Annotated in this window: 15 protein-coding genes; 8 read left to right on the top strand and 7 right to left on the bottom strand. The window is 73.2% G+C overall.

What is annotated here, in order from left to right; translation table 11 throughout:
• Positions 1–53 precede the first annotated feature (53 nt).
• Positions 54–1,070 (top strand): ABC transporter ATP-binding protein, encoded by a 1,017-nt coding sequence (locus AC5L38_RS12170; RefSeq protein WP_495242872.1) that lies wholly within the window; start codon positions 54–56, stop codon positions 1,068–1,070.
• Positions 1,067–2,068: an ABC transporter ATP-binding protein gene (locus AC5L38_RS12175; RefSeq protein WP_495242873.1), complete on the top strand. Its 1,002-nt coding sequence runs from the start codon at positions 1,067–1,069 to the stop codon at positions 2,066–2,068. The genes AC5L38_RS12170 and AC5L38_RS12175 overlap by 4 nt, the downstream gene beginning before the upstream one ends.
• 12 nt (positions 2,069–2,080) lie before the next feature.
• Here AC5L38_RS12175 and AC5L38_RS12180 read toward each other — a convergent pair whose 3' ends face one another.
• A complete protein-coding gene (locus AC5L38_RS12180; protein ID WP_495242874.1) occupies positions 2,081–3,379 on the bottom strand; it encodes a DUF2252 domain-containing protein in 1,299 nt (432 codons plus the stop codon).
• 355 nt (positions 3,380–3,734) lie between these two features.
• On the opposite strand from AC5L38_RS12180, the gene AC5L38_RS12185 reads away from it, so the two are divergent.
• On the top strand, positions 3,735–4,478 hold the full coding sequence (locus tag AC5L38_RS12185) for an SDR family oxidoreductase (protein ID WP_495242875.1): 744 nt from the start codon (positions 3,735–3,737) through the stop codon (positions 4,476–4,478).
• A gap of 120 nt (positions 4,479–4,598) precedes the next feature.
• Here the strand turns inward: AC5L38_RS12185 and AC5L38_RS12190 are convergent, their stop codons facing one another.
• Positions 4,599–5,249 (bottom strand): GntR family transcriptional regulator, encoded by a 651-nt coding sequence (locus AC5L38_RS12190; RefSeq protein ID WP_495242876.1) that lies wholly within the window; start codon positions 5,247–5,249, stop codon positions 4,599–4,601.
• Between the two features lie 127 nt (positions 5,250–5,376).
• Between AC5L38_RS12190 and AC5L38_RS12195 the strand changes: the two genes are divergently transcribed.
• Complete coding sequence (locus AC5L38_RS12195) at positions 5,377–6,105, top strand: alpha/beta hydrolase (RefSeq protein ID WP_495242877.1); 729 nt, start codon at positions 5,377–5,379, stop codon at positions 6,103–6,105.
• A 33-nt stretch (positions 6,106–6,138) separates the two neighbouring features.
• Positions 6,139–6,939: an alpha/beta fold hydrolase gene (locus AC5L38_RS12200; protein WP_495242878.1), complete on the top strand. Its 801-nt coding sequence runs from the start codon at positions 6,139–6,141 to the stop codon at positions 6,937–6,939.
• Positions 6,940–7,037: 98 nt separating this feature from the next.
• Here AC5L38_RS12200 and AC5L38_RS12205 read toward each other — a convergent pair whose 3' ends face one another.
• From AC5L38_RS12205 to AC5L38_RS12215, 3 genes are all read right to left on the bottom strand, one after another.
• Complete coding sequence (locus AC5L38_RS12205) at positions 7,038–8,240, bottom strand: FAD-dependent monooxygenase (protein ID WP_495242879.1); 1,203 nt, start codon at positions 8,238–8,240, stop codon at positions 7,038–7,040.
• Between the two features lie 125 nt (positions 8,241–8,365).
• Positions 8,366–11,623 (bottom strand): AfsR/SARP family transcriptional regulator, encoded by a 3,258-nt coding sequence (locus tag AC5L38_RS12210; protein ID WP_495242880.1) that lies wholly within the window; start codon positions 11,621–11,623, stop codon positions 8,366–8,368.
• A 433-nt stretch (positions 11,624–12,056) separates the two neighbouring features.
• Positions 12,057–12,284: a hypothetical protein gene (locus AC5L38_RS12215; protein WP_495242881.1), complete on the bottom strand. Its 228-nt coding sequence runs from the start codon at positions 12,282–12,284 to the stop codon at positions 12,057–12,059.
• 262 nt (positions 12,285–12,546) lie between these two features.
• Here AC5L38_RS12215 and AC5L38_RS12220 point away from each other — a divergent pair, with 262 nt between their 5' ends.
• The 3 genes from AC5L38_RS12220 (at position 12,547) to AC5L38_RS12230 (ending at position 15,087) form a co-directional block, all read left to right on the top strand.
• Complete coding sequence (locus AC5L38_RS12220; RefSeq protein ID WP_495242882.1) at positions 12,547–13,293, top strand: GntR family transcriptional regulator; 747 nt, start codon at positions 12,547–12,549, stop codon at positions 13,291–13,293.
• Between the two features lie 428 nt (positions 13,294–13,721).
• A complete protein-coding gene (locus tag AC5L38_RS12225; protein WP_495242883.1) occupies positions 13,722–14,369 on the top strand; it encodes a GNAT family N-acetyltransferase in 648 nt (215 codons plus the stop codon).
• 43 nt (positions 14,370–14,412) lie between these two features.
• Entirely contained in the window at positions 14,413–15,087 is a 675-nt protein-coding gene (locus AC5L38_RS12230; RefSeq protein WP_495242884.1) for a copper homeostasis protein CutC, read from the top strand.
• A gap of 75 nt (positions 15,088–15,162) precedes the next feature.
• On the opposite strand, the gene AC5L38_RS12235 is transcribed toward AC5L38_RS12230, so the two are convergent.
• Positions 15,163–16,425, bottom strand: a complete 1,263-nt coding sequence (locus AC5L38_RS12235; protein WP_495242885.1) for a DUF6986 family protein — start codon at positions 16,423–16,425, stop codon at positions 15,163–15,165.
• Positions 16,426–16,594: 169 nt separating this feature from the next.
• Positions 16,595–17,926, bottom strand: a complete 1,332-nt coding sequence (locus tag AC5L38_RS12240) for an FAD-dependent oxidoreductase (RefSeq protein ID WP_495242886.1) — start codon at positions 17,924–17,926, stop codon at positions 16,595–16,597.
• Positions 17,927–18,005 lie beyond the last annotated feature (79 nt).

Here is an 18,005-nt window from a genome sequence, read left to right on the forward strand (position 1 = left end):
CCGCGGCCTCAGGAAGCCCCGGCCACGCCCGGCACGCGCGTCCGGGGGGTCTCGTGAGCCTGCTCGAACTGCGCGACGTGGCGGTGACCTACCGGAGCGCGGCCGGGGACGTCCCCGCCGTGCGGGGCGTCTCGCTCTCCCTGGCCGAAGGCGAGGCGCTCGGCGTGGCGGGGGAGTCGGGGTCGGGCAAGTCGACGCTGGCCATGTCGCTGCTGCGGCTGCTGCCCAGGGACGCGCTGGTGTCCGGGGAGATCCTGCTGGACGGCGAGGACGTTCTCACGATGAGCTGGGGGCGGCTGCGCGCGGTCCGGTGGGCGTCGGCCTCCCTGGTCTTCCAGGGGGCCCAGCACGCCCTGAACCCGGTGCGCAGGATCGGCGACCAGATCGCCGAGCCGCTGCGGGTGCACGGCATGGCGACCGGCGCGGCGGCGCGGCGCAGGACGGCGGAGCTGCTGGAGCAGGTCGGCCTGCCCGCCTGGCGGGCGCGCGGCTACCCGCACGAGCTGTCGGGCGGGCAGCGCCAGCGCGTGATGATCGCCATGGCGCTCGCCTGCTCGCCGCGCCTGATCGTCGCCGACGAGCCGACCACCGCGCTGGACGTGATGATCCAGGCGCAGGTGCTCTCGCTGATCCGCTCGCTCATCGCCGAGCACGGGATCGGCCTCGTCATGATCTCCCACGACCTGTCGGTCCTGGCCGCGACGTGCGACCGGCTGGCGGTCATGTACGCGGGCCGCGTGGTCGAGTCCGGCCCCTCGCACGAGGTCTTCCGCGACGCCAGGCACCCCTACGGCAGGGCGCTGGCCGAGGCCTTCCCCACCGTCGGCGACCCCGCCTCCAGGATGGCGCCCAGGGGACTGGGCGGCGACCCGCCCGACCCGGCCCACCTGCCCGCCGGGTGCTCCTTCCACCCCCGCTGCCCGGTGTCGCTCGTCTCGTGCGCGTCGGAGCCGGTCGAGCTCTGGCCGGTGGACCGTACTACCCAAGACCGTGCCGAGGCGTCGCACACCGCCGCGTGCGTCCACGTCCGCCACGTCCGCCACGTTCAAGCCCACCGGGAGACCCCATGACCCTGCTCGAAGCGCGGGACCTGCGGGTGGAGTTCGCCTCGCGCGGGCGCCGGGCCCGCGCGGTGGACGGGGTGAACCTCGCCGTGGGCCAGGGGGAGATCGTCGCGCTGGTCGGCGAGTCCGGCTGCGGCAAGACGACGCTGGCCCGCACCCTGCTCGGCCTGGAGCGGCCCGCCTCGGGGTCGGTCCTGTACGGCGGGGTCCCGCTGGCGTACTCCTCGCGCGCGCTGCGGGCCCACCGGCGCGAGGTGCAGCTCGTCCTCCAGGACCCCACGGGATCGCTCAATCCCCGGCACACCGTCTACGAGGCGGTGGCCGAGGGGCCGCGCATCCACCGCCTGCCCGAGGAGGGGGAGCGGGTCGCGTCGGCGCTGTCGCGCGCCGGGCTGCGGCCGCCCGAGCGGTTCTTCAACCGCTACCCGCACGAGCTGTCCGGCGGCCAGCGCCAGCGCGTCGTCATCGCCGGGGCCCTCGCGCTCGACCCCAGGGTGCTGGTCGCCGACGAGCCGGTGGCCTCGCTGGACGCGTCGGTGCGCGGCGAGATCCTCGCGCTGCTGCTGCGCCTGCGCGACGAGCTGGGCCTGTCGGCGCTGGTCGTCACCCACGACCTCGGGCTGGCCTGGAACATCGCCGACCGCGTCGCGGTGATGTATCTCGGCAGGATCGTCGAGTCGGGGCCCGTGGAGCGGATCCTCACCGAGCCCTCGCACCCGTACACCCAGGCGTTGCTGTCGGTCCTGCCGGAGTCGCCCTCGCCCGTGGTGCTGGGCGGCGAGCCGCCGGACCCGGCCCGGATCCCGCCGGGCTGCCGCTTCCACCCGCGCTGCCAGGTGCTGGCCTCGGGCGCGGCGGCCGAGACAGGAGTCGACGGGCTGTGTGTGTCACTGCCGCTGCCGGTCCTGCCCTCCTCGGCCGCCGCCCAGGTCGCCTGCCACCACGCCGAGGCCCGCCCGGCCCCCGCCCGGCGCGAGGCCGGCGCCGAGGCCGAACGGCGGTGAGGCGCGGGGGAGTCAGAGGCCGGGCAGGCGGCCGTTCCTGAACAGGTCGACGAAGAGCCCGTGGTCGGCCCTGGCCCGTGCCCCGTAGGCGTGGGCGAAGCCGACGAGGGTACGGGTGAAGCCGTCGGTGTCGCCGCCGATCACGGCCACGATCGCGTCCTCGGTGGAGAAGTCGACCAGGTCGTGGCTGGACTCGTCGTCGGCCACCGAGTGCATCCTGGCCACGGCCCGCCCCAGGTCGCGGATGACCGAGGCCAGCTCCTCCGGCTCGTTGACGTCGCCCCAGTCCAGGTCGGCGGAGTAGGGGGAGACCTCGGCGACCAGCTGGCCGACGCCGTTCAGCGTGGTGTAGCCGAGCCACGGGTCGGCGTACGCCTGCAGGGCGCGCTGCGACTCGGCGGTGCGGTGGCCCTGGTGCCGGAAGTAGCCGTGCACCTTCTCGTCGGTGATGTGCCGCGCCACGGCCGGCACCTGGGCCTGCTTCATGTAGAGGATGACGTCGTTCTCCAGGGCCTGGGTGTGGCCCTCCAGAAGCATGTTGTACGAGGGCAGCCCGGCCGAGCCGATCCCGATGCCGGTGCGCAGCGCGAAGTCCTTGATCTTGTGCTCGACCTCGGAGACCGCCGGAAGGGTTGTCAGGTAGTCGCGGAAGGCCACCTCCACCGCCTCGCGGGTCTCCTGGTCCACCGGATAGCGGCCGTCCATGACGGCGAACCTGCGGTCGAAGTTCTCGACGGTGGTCTCCAGGTCCAGCAGCGCCACCCGGGTGTTCAGCCGGGCGAGCTGCAGCACCCGGTGGAGCACGCCGCTCGTGGTCTCCAGGGTCAGCGCGCCGATCGCGTCGTCCCCGCCCGCCGAGATGCCGTGCAGCTCGGAGAGATAGGAGTGGGCGAACTCGGTCACCAGCTCGCCGATGACGTCGTCCGACAGCGCCTTGGCGTACCCGATGAGCGCGACGCTGGCCGCGAACCGCCGCAGGTCCCAGATGTAGGGGCCGACGTAGGCCTCGTCGAAGTCGTTGACGTTGAACACCAGGACGCCCGAGGCGTTCATGTAGGTGCCGAAGTTCTCGGCGTGCAGGTCACCGTGGATCCAGACGCGCCGCGTCTGCTCGTCCAGGAAGGCGTCGTCGGCGAACGCGCCGGCCATGTCCGCGTAGAACAGGCAGGCACTGCCCCGGTAGAAGGCGAAGGGCGAGGCGGCCATCTTCCGGAACTTGCGCCGGAAGGCGGCGGGGTCGCGCTTCATGGAATCACCGAACTCGGTGATCAGGACGTCGAGAATGTGCGCCGAGCGCCCATCGGTGGTCATGGTGGGCAGATTAGGTCGTGGGACCGAAATTCCGCCACACCTGGAGCATCACGGATCTGGAACGCGCCAATGCTCCCGCCCCTGTTCCCGCCGGGCTCACGGGGGTGGGCACGGCCTTCGGGAAGGGCGGGGAAAAGCGTCGACAACCGCGCCGGACGATCATAGGTTCGACGGTGGACGCCGGAAACCACGGAAGGCCGAGGGGTTCGAATGGGCGTTTTTACCAAGAACGTCGTAAAAGGTGCGTCCTATTAAGGGACCTTTTGAAAGAGGCTGAAAAGCGGAGGGCGGGGCGGGGGCTCGCGGCGGCCCGGAGGACGGGCGGGAAACTCGCAGGAGAGGCGCGGAGGTCGGCATGGCGGTGCTGGAGGGCAGGACGGCGGTGGTCACCGGGGGGTCGCGGGGCATCGGCCGGGCGATCGTGGAGCGTCTGGCCCGTGACGGCGCGGACGTCGTCTTCACCTACGTGAAGGCCGCCACGTCCGCGGGCGAGGTGGAGCGGGCGGTCAAGGAGGCGGGCGGGAGCGCCCGCGCGATCCAGGTCAACCTCGGCAAGCGCGGCGCCGCGCAGTGGCTGATGGAGGCCGCGGAGGAGCTTCTCGGCGGCCTCGACATCCTGGTCAACAACGCCGCGCTGAGCTTCACCCCGGCCCCCATCGCCAAGACCACCGAGGAGATGTACGACCGCGCCATGGCGGTCAACGTCAAGGCCGCCTTCCTGACGATCCGGTACGCCGCCAGGCACATGCGCGACGGCGGACGCATCGTCAACATCTCCACCCTCAACACCGTCCGCCCCGCGGCCGGTATCGCCCCCTACGCGGCGAGCAAGGGCGCCCTCGAACAGCTGACCGCCGTCGCGGCCCGCGAGCTCGGCGAGCGGGGCATCACCGTCAACACGGTCTCCCCGGGCGCCACGGACACCGATCTGCTGCGCGGCACCAACCCGGAGGAGCTCCTGACCCAGATCGCCACCCTGACCCCGCTCGCCCGCCTCGGCGACCCCTCGGACATCGCGGACGTCGTGGCCTTCCTGGTGGGCCCGGACGGCCGCTGGCTCACCGGCCAGAACCTGCAGGCCAACGGGGGCCTCAGCTAGCCGGGCCGCCTCCCCGGCGGCCGGCGGTCCTCGCAGGCCACGGCACGCGGGCGGTTCCGGTGATCCGACCCGGTTCTCCCGCACCGGCACCGCCGGCGGGGGAGCCGGACAGGGGCGTGCTCACTCCTCGGTGGCCGGCAGCGTTCGCCAGGTGTCGAAGGCGACCGCCGCCGCCTGGTCCACGTCTCCGGCGGCACAGAGCCGGATCAGGTTGTCGTGCCGGGCGAGGGACGCGCGCCCGCCCAGCGACGAGAAGCGCAGCCGCTCGGCGCGGCGCAGCACCGGCGTGAACTGGTCGAGGACCGAGGTCAGGGCCCGGTTCGAGGCCACCCGCACGGGGATGCCGTGCAGCTCGTCGTCGGCGCGCAGGGCCGCCTCGACGTCGCCCCGCTCGATCGCCGCGCGGAACCGGTCGTTGGCCTCGCGCATCGCGTCGAGGTCGGCCTGGGTGAGACCGCCCACCGCCTCGCGGACGGCGAGCTCGTGCATCGCCGCCACCACGTCGCGGGCCTCGCGGATGTCGCGCAGGTTCAGCGAGCTCACCGTCGTGGAGCGCCCTGGCTGGGCCACGACCAGCCCGGCCTCCGCGAGCCGCAGCAGCGCCTCGCGGACCGGGGTACGGCTGACCCCGAGCCAGGTCGCCAGCTCGACGTCGCGTAACTGCTCGCCGGGCGCAAGGCTGCCGTCGACGATGGCGTCGCGCAGGCGCTGGTAGACGTTGTCACGCAGGAGGTGCCGGTCGATGGCCGGCGTGTTGCGCGGGATGGGCATGCAATATATTGCCCACACCGAGCGGGAAACTTCAAACCGGACCGCGAGGTTGACAGTGTTAGCAATATATTGCATATTTCATTCCAGAGGGCGGCGGCCGCCGTCCCCCTACCGAGAGGAAGCCCCGATGAGCACCACGTCCGGCCGGCCCACCGTCGTCCTGGTCCACGGCGCCTTCGCCGAGTCCGCGAGCTGGAACGGCGTGGTGGCCGACCTCAGGCGCCGCGGCTACCCGGTCGTCGCCGTCGCCAACCCGTTGCGCGGACTGCGGGAGGACGCCGCGTACCTGCGCAGCGTGCTCGACAGCCTGACCGGCCCGATCGTGATCGCCGGGCACTCGTACGGCGGATCGGTGATGGGCGAGGCCGCCGAGGGCGTCGAGAGCGTCGTCGCGCTCGTCTACATCGCCAGCTTCAACCTCGACATCGGCGAGAGCACCGGCGACCTGGCGGCCAAGTTCCCCGGTGGCGAGCTCGGCCCCGTCCTCTACCCGGTGCCGTACCCGGCGGCCGGCGGGGGCACCGGGACCGACCTGTACATCCGGCAGGACGGGTTCCGCGAGGTGTTCGCCGCCGACGTCGACCCGGAGACGGCCGAGCTGATGGCGGCCACGCAGCGGCCCATCGAAGCGACCGCCCTGGCGGACAAGGCGACCAGGGCGGCCTGGAAGACCATCCCGTCCTGGACCATGGTCACCACCCAGGACCTGGCCATCCCCGCCGAGTCCATGCGCTTCATGGCCAAGAGGGCGGGGTCGACGACCGTCGAGATCGACGCCTCCCACGCCGTCGCCGTCTCCCGGCCGGCCGCCGTCGCCGACCTCATCGACACCGCCGCCCGCGCCACCACCCGCTGATCACGTCTCCGCAGAACGGAAGGGAAGTTCCCCATGAACCTCAAGCGCACAGCCCTCGCCTCCGGTGCGGCCGTCGCCGCGCTCCTCTCGACCGGTGTCGCCACCGCCGAGGCGGAGTCGGTCAAGCCCACGGTCGTCCTGGTCCACGGCGCCTTCGCCGACTCCTCCAGCTGGAACGGGGTGATCGCCGACCTCAAACGCAAGGGCTATCCGGTCTTCGCCCCCGCCAACCCGCTCCGCGGACTGCACCAGGACGCGGAGTATCTCCGCAGCGCCCTGGCCAGCGTGGAAGGCCCGATCATCCTCGCCGGCCACTCGTACGGGGGCACCGTGATGAGCGAGGCCGCCGACGGTGACCGCGACGTGAAGGCCCTCGTCTACATCGCCAGCTTCCAGCCCGAGGTCGGCGAGAGCACCGGCGATCTGGCGGCCAAGTATCCCGGCGCCGAGCTCGGCGACGCCCTCAGGTCCGTCCCGTTCCGGGCCGCCGACGGCAGCACCGGGACCGACCTCTACATCCAGCGGGGCAAGTTCCGTGCGGTGTTCGCCGCCGACGTGCCCCGCCGGACCACCGATCTGATGGCCGCCACCCAGCGTCCCATCGCGGCCGGTGCCCTGGAGGACAAGGCCACCAAGACCGCCTGGAAGACCATCAGGTCCTGGAGCATGGTCACCACCCAGGATCTGGCCATCCCGGCGAAGTCGATGCGCTTCATGTCGAAGAGGGCGAAGTCCGTGACCGTCGAGATCGACGCCTCCCACGGCGTCACCGTCTCCGAGCCCGGCGCGGTGGCCGCCCTCATCCACAAGGCTGCCCGCGCCACCGCCTCCTGACGCGGCCACCCGGCCGCCGCACGGTCCCGGAGCGCCACCCGGCCGGGGATCGCCGCGAACAACGGAGGCGTTCGCCGGCGGTGTCAGGTCCGGCCGGGTCAGCGCTCGTAGTCCTTCAACGCGATGGCGTTCGCCGTCTGCCGGATGCCCTTGGCGATCAGGCCCTTCCAGGGCACGTAGGGCAGGAGCCTGTAGTTCTGGTTGACGAACCAGGCCATGAACCGGCTCTCGGGGACCATCCACTTGCCCACCCCGTCGCCCGCCTTCTGGCACCCCGCCGCGTACTCGCGCATGGCCTCCTCGTAGGAGGCGAAGCCCGCGCGGTGGTCGCCGCCCGCGGCGGCCAGCTCCCCGGCGAGGACGTAGGCGCCGATCATGGCCAGGCCGGTGCCCATGCCCGACAGCGGCGAGGCGCAGCAGGCGGCGTCCCCGAGCAGCGTGACCCGGCCGGCCGACCAGCTGTCCATGTGGACCTGGCTGATCGAGTCGAAGTAGAAGTCCGGGGCCTCCCACATCGCGTCCAGCAACCGGGGGGTCTCCCAGCCGACGCCCGCGAACGCCTCGGCGAGGATCTTCTTCTGCTGCTCGGTGTCGCGGCGGTCGTAGCTCAGCGGCGGGGAACCGAAGTGGAACGTCGCCTTCGCCTCGGTGTTCCCCCGGGCGCTGTACATGCCGACGAGCTTGCCGGGGGTGTTGTAGAGCCGCCCGGTGTGGTCGAGCCCGAGGTGGTTGGCGGTGGTGAAGATCGCGCAGTACAGGCCCATCTCCCGCACGAACCGCGACTCCGGCCCGAACGCGAGCGCCCGGACGTTGGAGTGCAGCCCGTCGGCCCCCACGACCAGGTCGAACCGGCGCTGCCCGCCGCGCTCGAAGGTGACCGCGACGCCGGTGGCGTCCTCGGTGAGGGAGGTGATGGAGTCGTCGAAGAGGTACTCGACGTGCTCCCGGGTGTGCTCGTACAGGATGCGCCCGAGGTCGCCGCGCAGGATCTCCAGGTCGCCGCTGAAGACGTCGGCGGGCATGGTGGAGACCTTCCTGCCCGCTTCGTTGACGTACGTCATCGCGCCCATGTTCGTCCGCTCGCGCCGGATGTCGTCCAGGATCCCCATCCGGTCGAGCATGGTGAGGTGTGCCTCGCCGCGGAAGTCGACCGCGTAGCCGCCGTCGCGGACGCCGGGCGCCCGTTCCACGATCGTGGGGGTGAAGCCGTGGCGGTGCAGCCAGTAGGCCAGCGCCGGACCGGCGACGCCGGCCCCGGAGATCAGGATGTTCTTGTTCTTGAGCCGCGGTGTGGTGTTCATGGGTCGAGCCTGTCCGAGGGCGCTCACCGCCCGCTCACCGCGAGCTCACCGCTCTCACCGGAGGCTCACCGGGAGGCTCACTGTGAGGCTCACTGTGAGGCTCACCGGGAGGCTCACCGCGAGGCTCACCGGGAGGTCAGGCCGCTGATCGGTGAGGTCCGGAAGGAGGTCTCGGAGACACCGGCCAGGCGCAGCGCGTCCGCCCCGGGCAGCCGCGCGCCCTCGCGGTGGGCGGCCTCGTACGGCGTCTCGCCCAGCGCGGCCCGCGCGGCGGCGGCCGTGCGGGAGACGTCGGGGTCGTCCTCGTCGGCGACTCCCCGCAGGGCGAAGGCCGCGCCGAGCAGCGTGGCGGCGCCGGGGGCGTCCCCTTCGAGCAGGGCGATTCCCGCCAGGGCCTCGACCGGGCGGGCGCTCTCGGTGATCGCCCCCGTTTCCACCGCCACCTCGGCGGCCCGCAGGTACAGGGCGCGGGCGCCGGGCAGGTCGCCGGAGAGCTCGGCGATCCTGCCGAGCCCGAAGAGCGCGCCCGTCCGGTTTCCCGCGCTCCGCACCCAGTGCGTCTCGAACCGGTCGAGCGCCTGCTCGTACAGCACGCGAGCCCCGGACAGGTCGCCCTCCAGCCGTGCGATGTCGCCGAGGCCGCGCAGCGCCGCGGCCAGGTAGGTGGGGCTGCCCGCGCGGCGGGCGATCTCGGCGGCCCGCTCGTAGTCGGCGCGTGCCTCCCGGAGACCGGTGCCCGCCGGGTCCTTCCCGGCCCGCGCGGCCCGGACGCGGTAGTCGCCCCGGTTGCACAGCAGGTCCGGGACGTCCTCGAGGGCGCCGAGCCGCTCGGTGAGGGCGAGGGCCTCGTCGGTCAGGACGATCGCCTTCCCGGGGTCGCCGCGCAGGGCCGCCAGACCGGCGAGCGCGTCCAGGGCCAGTGACGTCCCCCACCGGTCGCCCAGCGAGCGGAAGGCGCCGGCGGCCGAGACGAACTCCTCCTCGGCCCGCGCCAGGTCCCCGGCCGCGAGCTGCGGGTACCCCCACAGCAGGTGGACGACGGCCCTCTCCCAGGGGTCGTCTCCCGTCCGTCCTCTGGCGATCACCGCGAGGGCGACGCCCGAGTCCTCCGTACCGGAATTGATCATCGGCCAGAGGAGGGTGATGATCGGGTGGCGGTGCGGCCGGCCGGGGTCGGCGACGACCGTCTCGGCCGTCGCCCGGTGGCGTTCCCACGCCTCCCGGCCGTCGCCGCCGGCCGCCGCCGCCAGGGCGCAGAGCACGTACCCGTCCCCGAGACCCGGGGGCGGAGTGTCGCCGATCATGTCCAGGAGCGCGACCGCCGGTGCCGTGGCCAGGGTCCGCATGCCGCGCATCCAGAAATACGGTGACAGGCAGGCGAACAGCTCGAGGGCGAGCCCGACCTCCCCGGCCTCGACGCTCCGGCGCAGCGCGGCCTGGAGGTCGGCGTGCTCGGCGACGAGGATCTCCAGCCACCGGCGCTGCTCGGCACGCCGCAGGTGGGGGTCCGCCTCCCGGGCCAGCCCCAGGAAGTGGTCCGCGTGCGCGCGCCGCAGGGCCTCCGACTCCCCGGCCGCCTCCAGCCGCTCGGCGCAGTAGGCGTGGATCGTGTCGAGCATCCGGTAGCGGCCGCCCCCCACCTCCACCAGGGACTTGTCGGCTAGGGAGTCCAGCACGTCCTCGGCGTCGGGCACCCCGCAGACCCGTGCCGCGGTCTCGGCGGTCGCGCCGCCGGAGAAGACCGTCAGCCGCCTGGCCATCACCTGCTCGGCCCCGGACAGCAGGTCCCAGCTCCACGCTACGACCGCGCGCAGCGTCCGGTGCCTCGCGTCGGCCGTGCGGCTGCCCCGCGACAGCAGGCGGAACCGGTCGTCCAGGCGGGCGGCGAGCTCCGGGAGCTCGTACGTGCGGGCCCTGGCCGCCGCGAGCTCGATGGCCAGCGGCAGGCCGTCGAGCTCGCTGCAGATCCGCCGTACGATCTCCGCCCCGGCCTCGTCCAGCGCGAAACCGGGGCGCACGGCCGAGGCCCGGTCGGCGAACAGCCGCGCGGCGGGGGAGGGGCCGAGCGGTCGGACCGGCCACAGGTTCTCGCCGGTGATGCCGAGCGGCTCCCGGCTCGTCGCCAGGACGCGCAGCCCCGGGCATCCGGCGAGCAGCCGCGCGACCAGGCCGGAGGCCGCCTCGACGACGTGCTCGCAGTTGTCGAGGACGAGCAGCAGCGGCCGGTCGGCCAGCGCCGCGAGCAGCCGGGAGACCGGCTCTGCCTCCTCGGGCGCGGTGAGCAGCCCGCTCTCGCGCAGGCCGAGGGCGCCGAGCAGGGTCTGCGGCAGCTGCCGCCCGTCGCGCAGCGCCGCGAGCTCGACGAAGCAGACGTCCGGCAGCCCGCTCGCCACCTCGATCGACAGCCTGGTCTTGCCCGCACCGCCGGGCCCGAGCAGGGTGACCAGGCGTGCCGTTCCGAGCAGCCGGGCGACCTCGGCCAGGTCCTCGGCGCGGCCCACGAAGCTGGTCAGCTGCGCCGGTGGCGCGGGCGGCGCGTGGGGCGCGTGTGGCCCGGGGGGCCGTTCGCCCCTGAGCAGCTCCCTGTGGACGGCCGCCAGCTCGGCCGACGGGTCCGCGCCGAGCTCGTCGGCCAGCAGCCGCCGCGTCTCCTCGAACACCAGCAGGGCCTCCGCCTGCCTGCCGCCCGCCCGCAGGGCGCGCATGAGAAGGCTCCTGAGCCTTTCCCGCAGCGGGTGCAGGGCGGTCAGCTCCTGCAGCTCGGGCACCGCGGCCCGGTGCTCGCCCCGCCGGAGGTCGGCCTCGATCCGGTCCTCCAGGGCACCGAGCCTGCGCTCCTCCAGCCGCAGCACCAGGGCCTGTACGGAGGCGGCGTCCGCGGCGTCGGCGAGCGCGGCCCCCCGCCACAGGTTCAGGGCCCGCCGCAGCAGTACGGCCGCCCCCGCCGGGTCCCCGCCGAGCAGGGCCCGGCGTCCCTCGTCGGACAGCCGCTCGAAGCGGTGGGCGTCGAGGTCGGCGGGATCGATCGCGAGCCGGTACCCCGAGGGGACGGCCTCGATCTCGGCCTCGCCTCCCAGGACCTGGCGGAGCCGGGACACCTGCGACTGCAGGGCGTGCGCGGCCCCTCCCGACGGCCGCGAGCCGTAGAGGTCGTCGATCAGCAGGTCGGTCGTCACCACCTCGCCGGCGCGGGCGAGCAGCAGGGCCAGCAGCGCCCGCCGGGCCGGGCCGCCGACACGCACCTCGCCGCCGGCACCGGCACCACCGGCACCACCGGCACCACCGGCATCGCCGGGGTCACCGGCGTCGGTGTCTTCGGCGCCGGTGACATCGGTGTCGCCGTCGTGCCATACCCGCGTTGTGCCCAGAATCCCGAACCGCATGAGGGCAATTGTCTTCCCTCGCGCGGGTTCGCGTCCTTCGTCCGGGCGGGCCGCCGTGCTTTCGCCGGAGCGGGCCGCCGTGCTTTCGCCCGGGCGGGCCGCCGTGCTTTCGCCCGGGCGGGCCGCTGAGCTTTTACCGGGCGGGCCGCCGGGCGGTCTCGCGTCTTCGTTCAGACGAGCTCATCGCGCGGGCTCAAGGTTTCCGTCCGGGCGCGCCCGTCACGCGGGCCGGTGCCTTCCCTCCCGGCGGGCCGCTCGCCGCCGGGGGCGGGGGGTGGGGCGGGCGAGCGGTCACGCCTTGGCGGGTCCCGTCCCGTGGACGCGTTCCCGCGATGGGAAACGCGCCCTGGCGGGCGTGGGGGACCCGCCAGGACGCGTTCCGCCCCGGGCGCGGTGGCGGAGGACCCCGGCGAGGGATGGGGTCCTCGGCCTGCTAGTCGCGCTCGGAGTCTGTGGCGGCGAGGGCGCGGGCCGGGTGGTCCGCGTCCCCCTCCGAGAGGTCGTCGTCGGGGGCGGGCCGCCGGTAGTGCTCCGAGATGAGGCGGGCCGCTCCCACCGGGTCGTCGGCCGGGTGGGACGACTCAAGGCCGTCCTCGTTCCAGACGAACAACCCGTTCTTGCACCAGACAGTCAGGTCGGTCAGCACCGAGAGCACGGACATGCCGTTTCCGTTGCTCTGGTAGGTGTGGGTGAACCCCTGGCGGTGCAACGCGTAACGCAGTAAACGTGTTGCCTCGCGGGGATCGCGCCAAGGCAGGTACGGCGTATCCGTGCGGACCGACAGCACCGGCCTCCACCCCCTCGCTGACCTTTCGATGGATTTGTACCAACGATTGGATAATGCGGGTCTTGGCAGGTTGGGTCAAGGGGCTGTTCCCCGCTAGAACCAGATCGTCTAGTTTTGTTGGCACAAAGGGGACTTAATGGCACGGTCAACGCTGTATCAACAGGTGGCCTCCGACCTACGGAGGACCATCTACTCCGGTGCGCTCGGGCCGGGGGATCAGCTGCCGACCGAGGCGGAACTCATGCTTGTGCACCAGGTCAGCCGCAACACCGTGCGGCTGGCCCTCGGCGAGCTCGTCAACGAGGGCCTGGTCACCCGCACCCCCCGCCGAGGCACCGTCGTGAGGGAACGCCGCCCGCTGCTCATGCATCCCCAGCGCGAGCTGCAGCCGCGGCGCGAGGAGACCCTGGAGGCCTTCGCCTGGGCCGTCTCCCGCGAGGGCCGCGCGCCGAGCCAGGAGATCGAGGTGTCGATCGTGCAGCCGGCCGAGGAGATCGCCAGCAGGCTGGAGCTCTCCGACGACGAGCTCGCCGTGGTACGCCGCCGGCTGCGCTTCGTGGACGGCCAGCCGTACAACACCAACGACTCCTACTTCCCCCTGGCCCTGGTCGCCGACTCCGAGATCACCCGCCCCGGCGACATCGTGCGCGGGGCCAACAAGGTCCTGGAGGAACTCGGCCACCGGCAGGTGCGGGTGGTGGACGACATCTGGGCGCGGATGCCCAACAGCGCGGAGACCGAACGGCTCCAGCTCCAGCTCGGCACGCCCGTCGTCGTCTACATCCGGGTCGGCTACGACGAGGAGGACACCCCCGTGCGCGTGGCGGTGTCGGTCCTGCCCGCGGACAAGCATCTGATCCGGTACGAGCTGGAAAGCCGTTGACGTCTCCGTGACCGCCCTGACGGGCCGGCCCCCGTTCCGCCCGCGCCGCGGGCGAGCACCGGGCCGCGTCCGCCAGGTGGCTAGACGCCGCTCCCCCCGCTTCTCCTCCCACCGCTCTCCCCGCTTCTCCCGCCTCCCCGAGACTGCCGTCCCGGCAGGCCTCTCTCCGCCGCCCCCGCCGGTGTCTCACGTCCCGGCGGGCCTTTCTCCGCCACCTTTCGCCCCGGCGGGCCTTGCCTCGCCGATCTCGCCGATCTCGCCGGGGCCCTTCGCGACGGCGGGTCCCTTCCCGCTTTCCCTGCCGACCGCGGTCTCCCCGCTCGCCTCAGGCCCCTAGGCGTCCGCCTAGCCCGGCATGGATGCCGTGCGCCATCACATGGACACGCTCCGTGTCAACTCATGCACCGAACGCAACGAAGGGATGAACCATGCACTCGAACATCGCCAGTCCCACCGCCACGCGCCCGTACACCCTGCGCAGGGCCACGGACGGTGACCTCGGCGGGGTGCTCGCGCTCCTCGCCGAGACCGCCGGATGGCTGAACCGCCGCGGAGTACGGCAGTGGCCCGCCGACGGGTTCCCCGCCGGACGCATCACCCCGCTGATCGGCGAGGGTGTCCTGTACCTGCTCGACAGGGAGGACCTCGACGGGGAGGACGGCCCGGGCGGGGGCGAGGGGCCGAACGGGCCCGTCGCCACCCTCGCCCTGGACGGTCACGCCGACCCCGAGTTCTGGACCCGTGGGGACGACCCCGGTTCGGCGCTCTACGTCCACAAGCTGGCCGTGGCGCGCGACCACGCGGGCACGGGGCTGGGGGAGGCGCTCCTCGACTGGGCGGGCCTGCGGGTCCTGTCCTTGGGTAAAAGATGGCTCCGGCTTGACTGCTCCAAGGACAACCCGGGGTTGCAGGACTACTATCGGGGACAGCGTTTCGCGCATCTCCGCACGGTCGACCTGCCGCATCGTGCCTCCGGTGCCCTGTTCCAGCGGCCGGGAGGCCTGCGCGCTCGCGCGTCCGGTCTCGCGCTGCCGTTCTCGGACCGGCGCGGGTCGTTCGTCCCCGAGCATGTCTGAACCACGGCGATCCTAGGACAAAGCCATCCGATAGCCTCCATTCATGACCGGATCCTTGCTTGAGGTGATCACGCTCGACGTGCGCGACGCCGTCGCCGCCGAAGCGGGCGGCGCCGATCGCCTGGAGGTCGTCGCCGACATGGCCTCCGACGGGCTCACCCCGGCGCCGGAGACGGTCGCGGCGATCTCCAAGGAATGCGCGCTGCCGCAGATGGTGATGTTGCGCGGCGAGGCCTCGTTCCTGGCCACGCCCGAGTCGCTGAAGGCCCTGAGCCGCGATGCCAGGGCCCTCGCCGACGCGGGCGCGGCCGGGTTCGTGTTCGGTTTCCTCGACGAGGCGGGGGCGGTCGACCTGGCCGCCACCGAGGCGCTCATCCACGCGGTCGCGCCGCTGCCCTGGACCTTCCACCGGGCGGTGGACCACGCGGCCGACACCCAGGCGAGCTGGCGCGCCGTCCGCCTCCTGCCCAACCTCGCCACCGTGCTCACCTCGGGTGCGCCCGGTGGCGTCTCGGACGGGCTGCCGGTGCTCAAGACCCGGTGCGAGGCCGGTGACGGCCCGCTGATCATGGCCGGTGGCGGGCTGCGGCCCGGCAACGTCAGGGTGCTGATGGAGTACGGCGTGCGGGCCTTCCACGTCGGCAGCGCGGTGCGGGCGTCCTGGTCGGACCCGGTCGACGTCCGCCGGGTCCGCGAGTGGCGCGCCCTGGTCGACTGAGGTCCGCGAGTGGCGTGCCCTGACCGGCTGAGGCGCGCGAGTGGCGTGCCCTGATCGGCTGAGGCTCACCGAGGGTCAGGCCGACGGCTCCCCGAGGCCCGTACCCAGCGCCAGGTCGGCGCGCCGGAGGGCGGCGGCCATGGTCTTGACCGTGGCTGGCTCGTCCATCACACCCTCACCGGCGTCGCGCCGCTCCTCCCAGGCACGCACCCGGTGGGCGTACTCCCCGTACCGGGACAGGTGGAAGGCGTAGACCGCCGCGTACCGGCTGACCAGGTGGGAGGGGTGCATGTCCCAGCCCTGGTAGAAGCCGTGGGTCAGGGAGTGCCCGACCAGCGCCGCGTGGCGCCGCCACAGGTCCCGCACGTCGGGCCCGCCGTCCGAGGCGGGGGAGGCGGCCAGCGAGCCGTCCGACAGCTCGACCCCGGTCCCGGCGAAGACCGTCTGCATGACGTGCCTGGCGTGGTCGCAGGCGGGGTGGTCCAGCCGCTGCTCGTGCGGGGGAAGGCCGCAGCTGGCCGTGTAGTCGAAGACGCCGAAGTGCGCCGCCGCCAGCCTGCCCCGCAGGGAGGTCACCAGGCTCGCGTCGAGGAACAGCACCGTCTGCGGCGCCTCCACCTGGATCTCGAACCGCAGCGTGCCCCGGCCGAGACCCAGCCCGTCCTCCAGCGCGTCGAGGCAGTCGGCGAACTGGTGCAGGTAGTCCCTCATCAGGACCTTGGGGAAGGTGATCACGAATCCCCCGGGCAGCAGCCCGGCCCGCTCGGTCACGCCGGTGAGGAAGCCGTCCAGGGTCCTGACGGCGCGGACCGGGTCGCCGTCGGCGAACGACTTCACCCGCAGCCCCCAGCGCCGGGGGAGCGTCCCGGCCGCGTGCATGGCCGCGACCGCCTTGGCGGCGGCGGAGGCGTGGCCGTCCTCCTCCCCGGGGCGCGTGCCGTAGCCGTCCTCGAAGTCGATCCGGAGGTCCTCGACGGGCTCCCGGGCGAGCTTGGCGGCCACCCTCTCGTGCACGGCCCCGGCGAGGTCCTCACCCGCGCCGGAGGCCGCGCCGGAAGCCGCGCCGGAGGCCGCGCCGGAAGTCATGTCGGGAGCCACACCGGGAGTCGCGCCGAGGATCGCCGCCAGGTCGGCCTCCGGCAGGTGCCGCCGGACCAGTTCCAGCGCGGCGTCCCCCCACTCCCGCGTCGTCGCGGCGTCGAACCGGTCGGCCGGTACGTAGACCGTGTGCACGGGCTGCCACTCGACCGGCCGGTACGGGTACAGCGCGGACTGTTCGCCGTGGGTCCGCTCGAAATCCGGGATCAGGGCGGACGGGTCGGCGAGCGTGACGCGCATGCTGGTGTTCCTCCTGGACGTGCCCGGTCCGGGCGGGGCCGGTTCGAGCTGGACGTGTGGGTTCGAACGGAAGGACGAGCCCGAACGGACGGGCCGAAGCGGACGCACCCCGGTCACCGGTCGTACCCGGCACACGGCCGGTCCAGCCGGTCCAGCCGTTCCGGAAGGCTCAGCCGGTCTCCAGGTCCTCTTCCGGCCCCGGCTTCCGGTCGAGGGCGGTGAGCATGGCGGCGAGGCCGAGGAGCTTCACCCGCTCGCCCCGGTCGAGGGATCTGGCCAGGGCCGCCTCGGCCGCCTCGATGGCGAGCCAGTGCTCGTAGGTGATCGGCGACACCCCCCGGGCGGCGAGAAGGTCGTCCAGGTCCGCGCGGCGTACCGGATCGCGGCCGGCCAGGTCGGCGAGGAGGGTGCGGACCGTCTCGGCGGCGTCGGACTTGTTGGTGCCGATCACGCCGGTGGGGCCCCGCTTGAGCCAGCCCGCGACGTACTCGCGGTCGCGGACCCGGCCGGCCTCGTTCGGCACGGTCATGGTGGTCTCGGAGAAGGGAACGCCGGGCAGCGGCACGCTCCGGTAGCCGACCGAGCGCAGCACCATGCCGACCGGGAGGGTCTCGAACTCGCCGGTGCCGACGACCCGGCCGTCCACCAGCCGGGTGCGCTCCAGCTTGAGCCCCTCCACCCGTTCCTCGCCGATGATCTCCACCGGGCGCATCCAGAACCGCACGTCCAGCCGCCGGGGGCGGCCCGTGGAGGGGCGGCCGGCCCAGCTCCGCAGGACCTCGACGTTCCCCCGGACCTGCCGGGACGCCGTCGTGACGTCCGCCACGCACTCCTCGGGCCGCACGCGCACGTCCGCGTTGGCCAGCTCGCCCAGCTCCCTGAGCTCCTTCAACGTGAACTTGGCGTGCTCGGGCCCCCGGCGTCCGATCATGTGGACGGTCTTCACCTCGCTGGCGGCCAGCCGGGTCAGCACCTCCTCGGGCACGTCCGTGGCGCGCAGTTCCTCGGCCGTCTTGGCCAGGACGCGCACCACGTCGACCGCCACGTTGCCCACGCCGATCACCGCGACCTCGGGGCTGTCGAGGACGAAGCGGTCGGCGGGCATGTCGGGATGGCCGCAGTACCAGTTGACGAAGTCGGTGGCGGCCACGCTGCCCGGCAGGTCCTCGCCGGGGATGCCCATCCGCCGGTCCACCATCGCGCCGGTGCAGTAGACAACGGCGTCGTAGCAGTCGAGCAGGTCGGTGACGTCGATGTCCTTGCCCAGCTCGACACCGCCGAGGAAGCGCACCTGGGGAAGCTCCAGCACGCCGCGCAGGTAGTTCGCTATCGACTTGATCGAGGTGTGGTCGGGAGCCACCCCGTAGCGCACCAGCCCGTACGGCGTCGGCAGGCGCTCCAGGACGTCCACCCCGAGAGGCACGGTGGCCTGCTTCGTCAGGGCCTCGGCGGTGTAGATCCCGGCGGGTCCTGACCCCACGATCGCGACTCGCAGTGACATGTCGCCTCCTCGGCGTTGGATGTCATGAACGCGATGCCCTGCTCGATTCTGTATCACCCGGGGGCGGCCCGCCAGACTC

This window comes from Streptosporangium nanhuense, assembly GCF_059358815.1.

Excerpts from the sequence above, each read along its gene's own strand:
- AC5L38_RS12190 (WP_495242876.1), bottom strand. The coding sequence starts at position 5,249 with ATGCCCATCCCGCGCAACACGCCGGCCATCGACCGGCACCTCCTGCGT.
- AC5L38_RS12205 (WP_495242879.1), bottom strand. The coding sequence starts at position 8,240 with ATGAACACCACACCGCGGCTCAAGAACAAGAACATCCTGATCTCCGGG.
- AC5L38_RS12225 (WP_495242883.1), top strand. The coding sequence starts at position 13,722 with ATGCACTCGAACATCGCCAGTCCCACCGCCACGCGCCCGTACACCCTG.
- AC5L38_RS12230 (WP_495242884.1), top strand. The coding sequence starts at position 14,413 with ATGACCGGATCCTTGCTTGAGGTGATCACGCTCGACGTGCGCGACGCC.
- AC5L38_RS12215 (WP_495242881.1), bottom strand. The coding sequence starts at position 12,284 with ATGTCCGTGCTCTCGGTGCTGACCGACCTGACTGTCTGGTGCAAGAAC.
- AC5L38_RS12185 (WP_495242875.1), top strand. The coding sequence starts at position 3,735 with ATGGCGGTGCTGGAGGGCAGGACGGCGGTGGTCACCGGGGGGTCGCGG.
- AC5L38_RS12235 (WP_495242885.1), bottom strand. The coding sequence starts at position 16,425 with ATGCGCGTCACGCTCGCCGACCCGTCCGCCCTGATCCCGGATTTCGAG.
- AC5L38_RS12240 (WP_495242886.1), bottom strand. The coding sequence starts at position 17,926 with ATGTCACTGCGAGTCGCGATCGTGGGGTCAGGACCCGCCGGGATCTAC.
- AC5L38_RS12210 (WP_495242880.1), bottom strand. The coding sequence starts at position 11,623 with ATGCGGTTCGGGATTCTGGGCACAACGCGGGTATGGCACGACGGCGAC.
- AC5L38_RS12195 (WP_495242877.1), top strand. The coding sequence starts at position 5,377 with ATGAGCACCACGTCCGGCCGGCCCACCGTCGTCCTGGTCCACGGCGCC.
- AC5L38_RS12220 (WP_495242882.1), top strand. The coding sequence starts at position 12,547 with ATGGCACGGTCAACGCTGTATCAACAGGTGGCCTCCGACCTACGGAGG.
- AC5L38_RS12200 (WP_495242878.1), top strand. The coding sequence starts at position 6,139 with ATGAACCTCAAGCGCACAGCCCTCGCCTCCGGTGCGGCCGTCGCCGCG.
- AC5L38_RS12175 (WP_495242873.1), top strand. The coding sequence starts at position 1,067 with ATGACCCTGCTCGAAGCGCGGGACCTGCGGGTGGAGTTCGCCTCGCGC.
- AC5L38_RS12180 (WP_495242874.1), bottom strand. The coding sequence starts at position 3,379 with ATGACCACCGATGGGCGCTCGGCGCACATTCTCGACGTCCTGATCACC.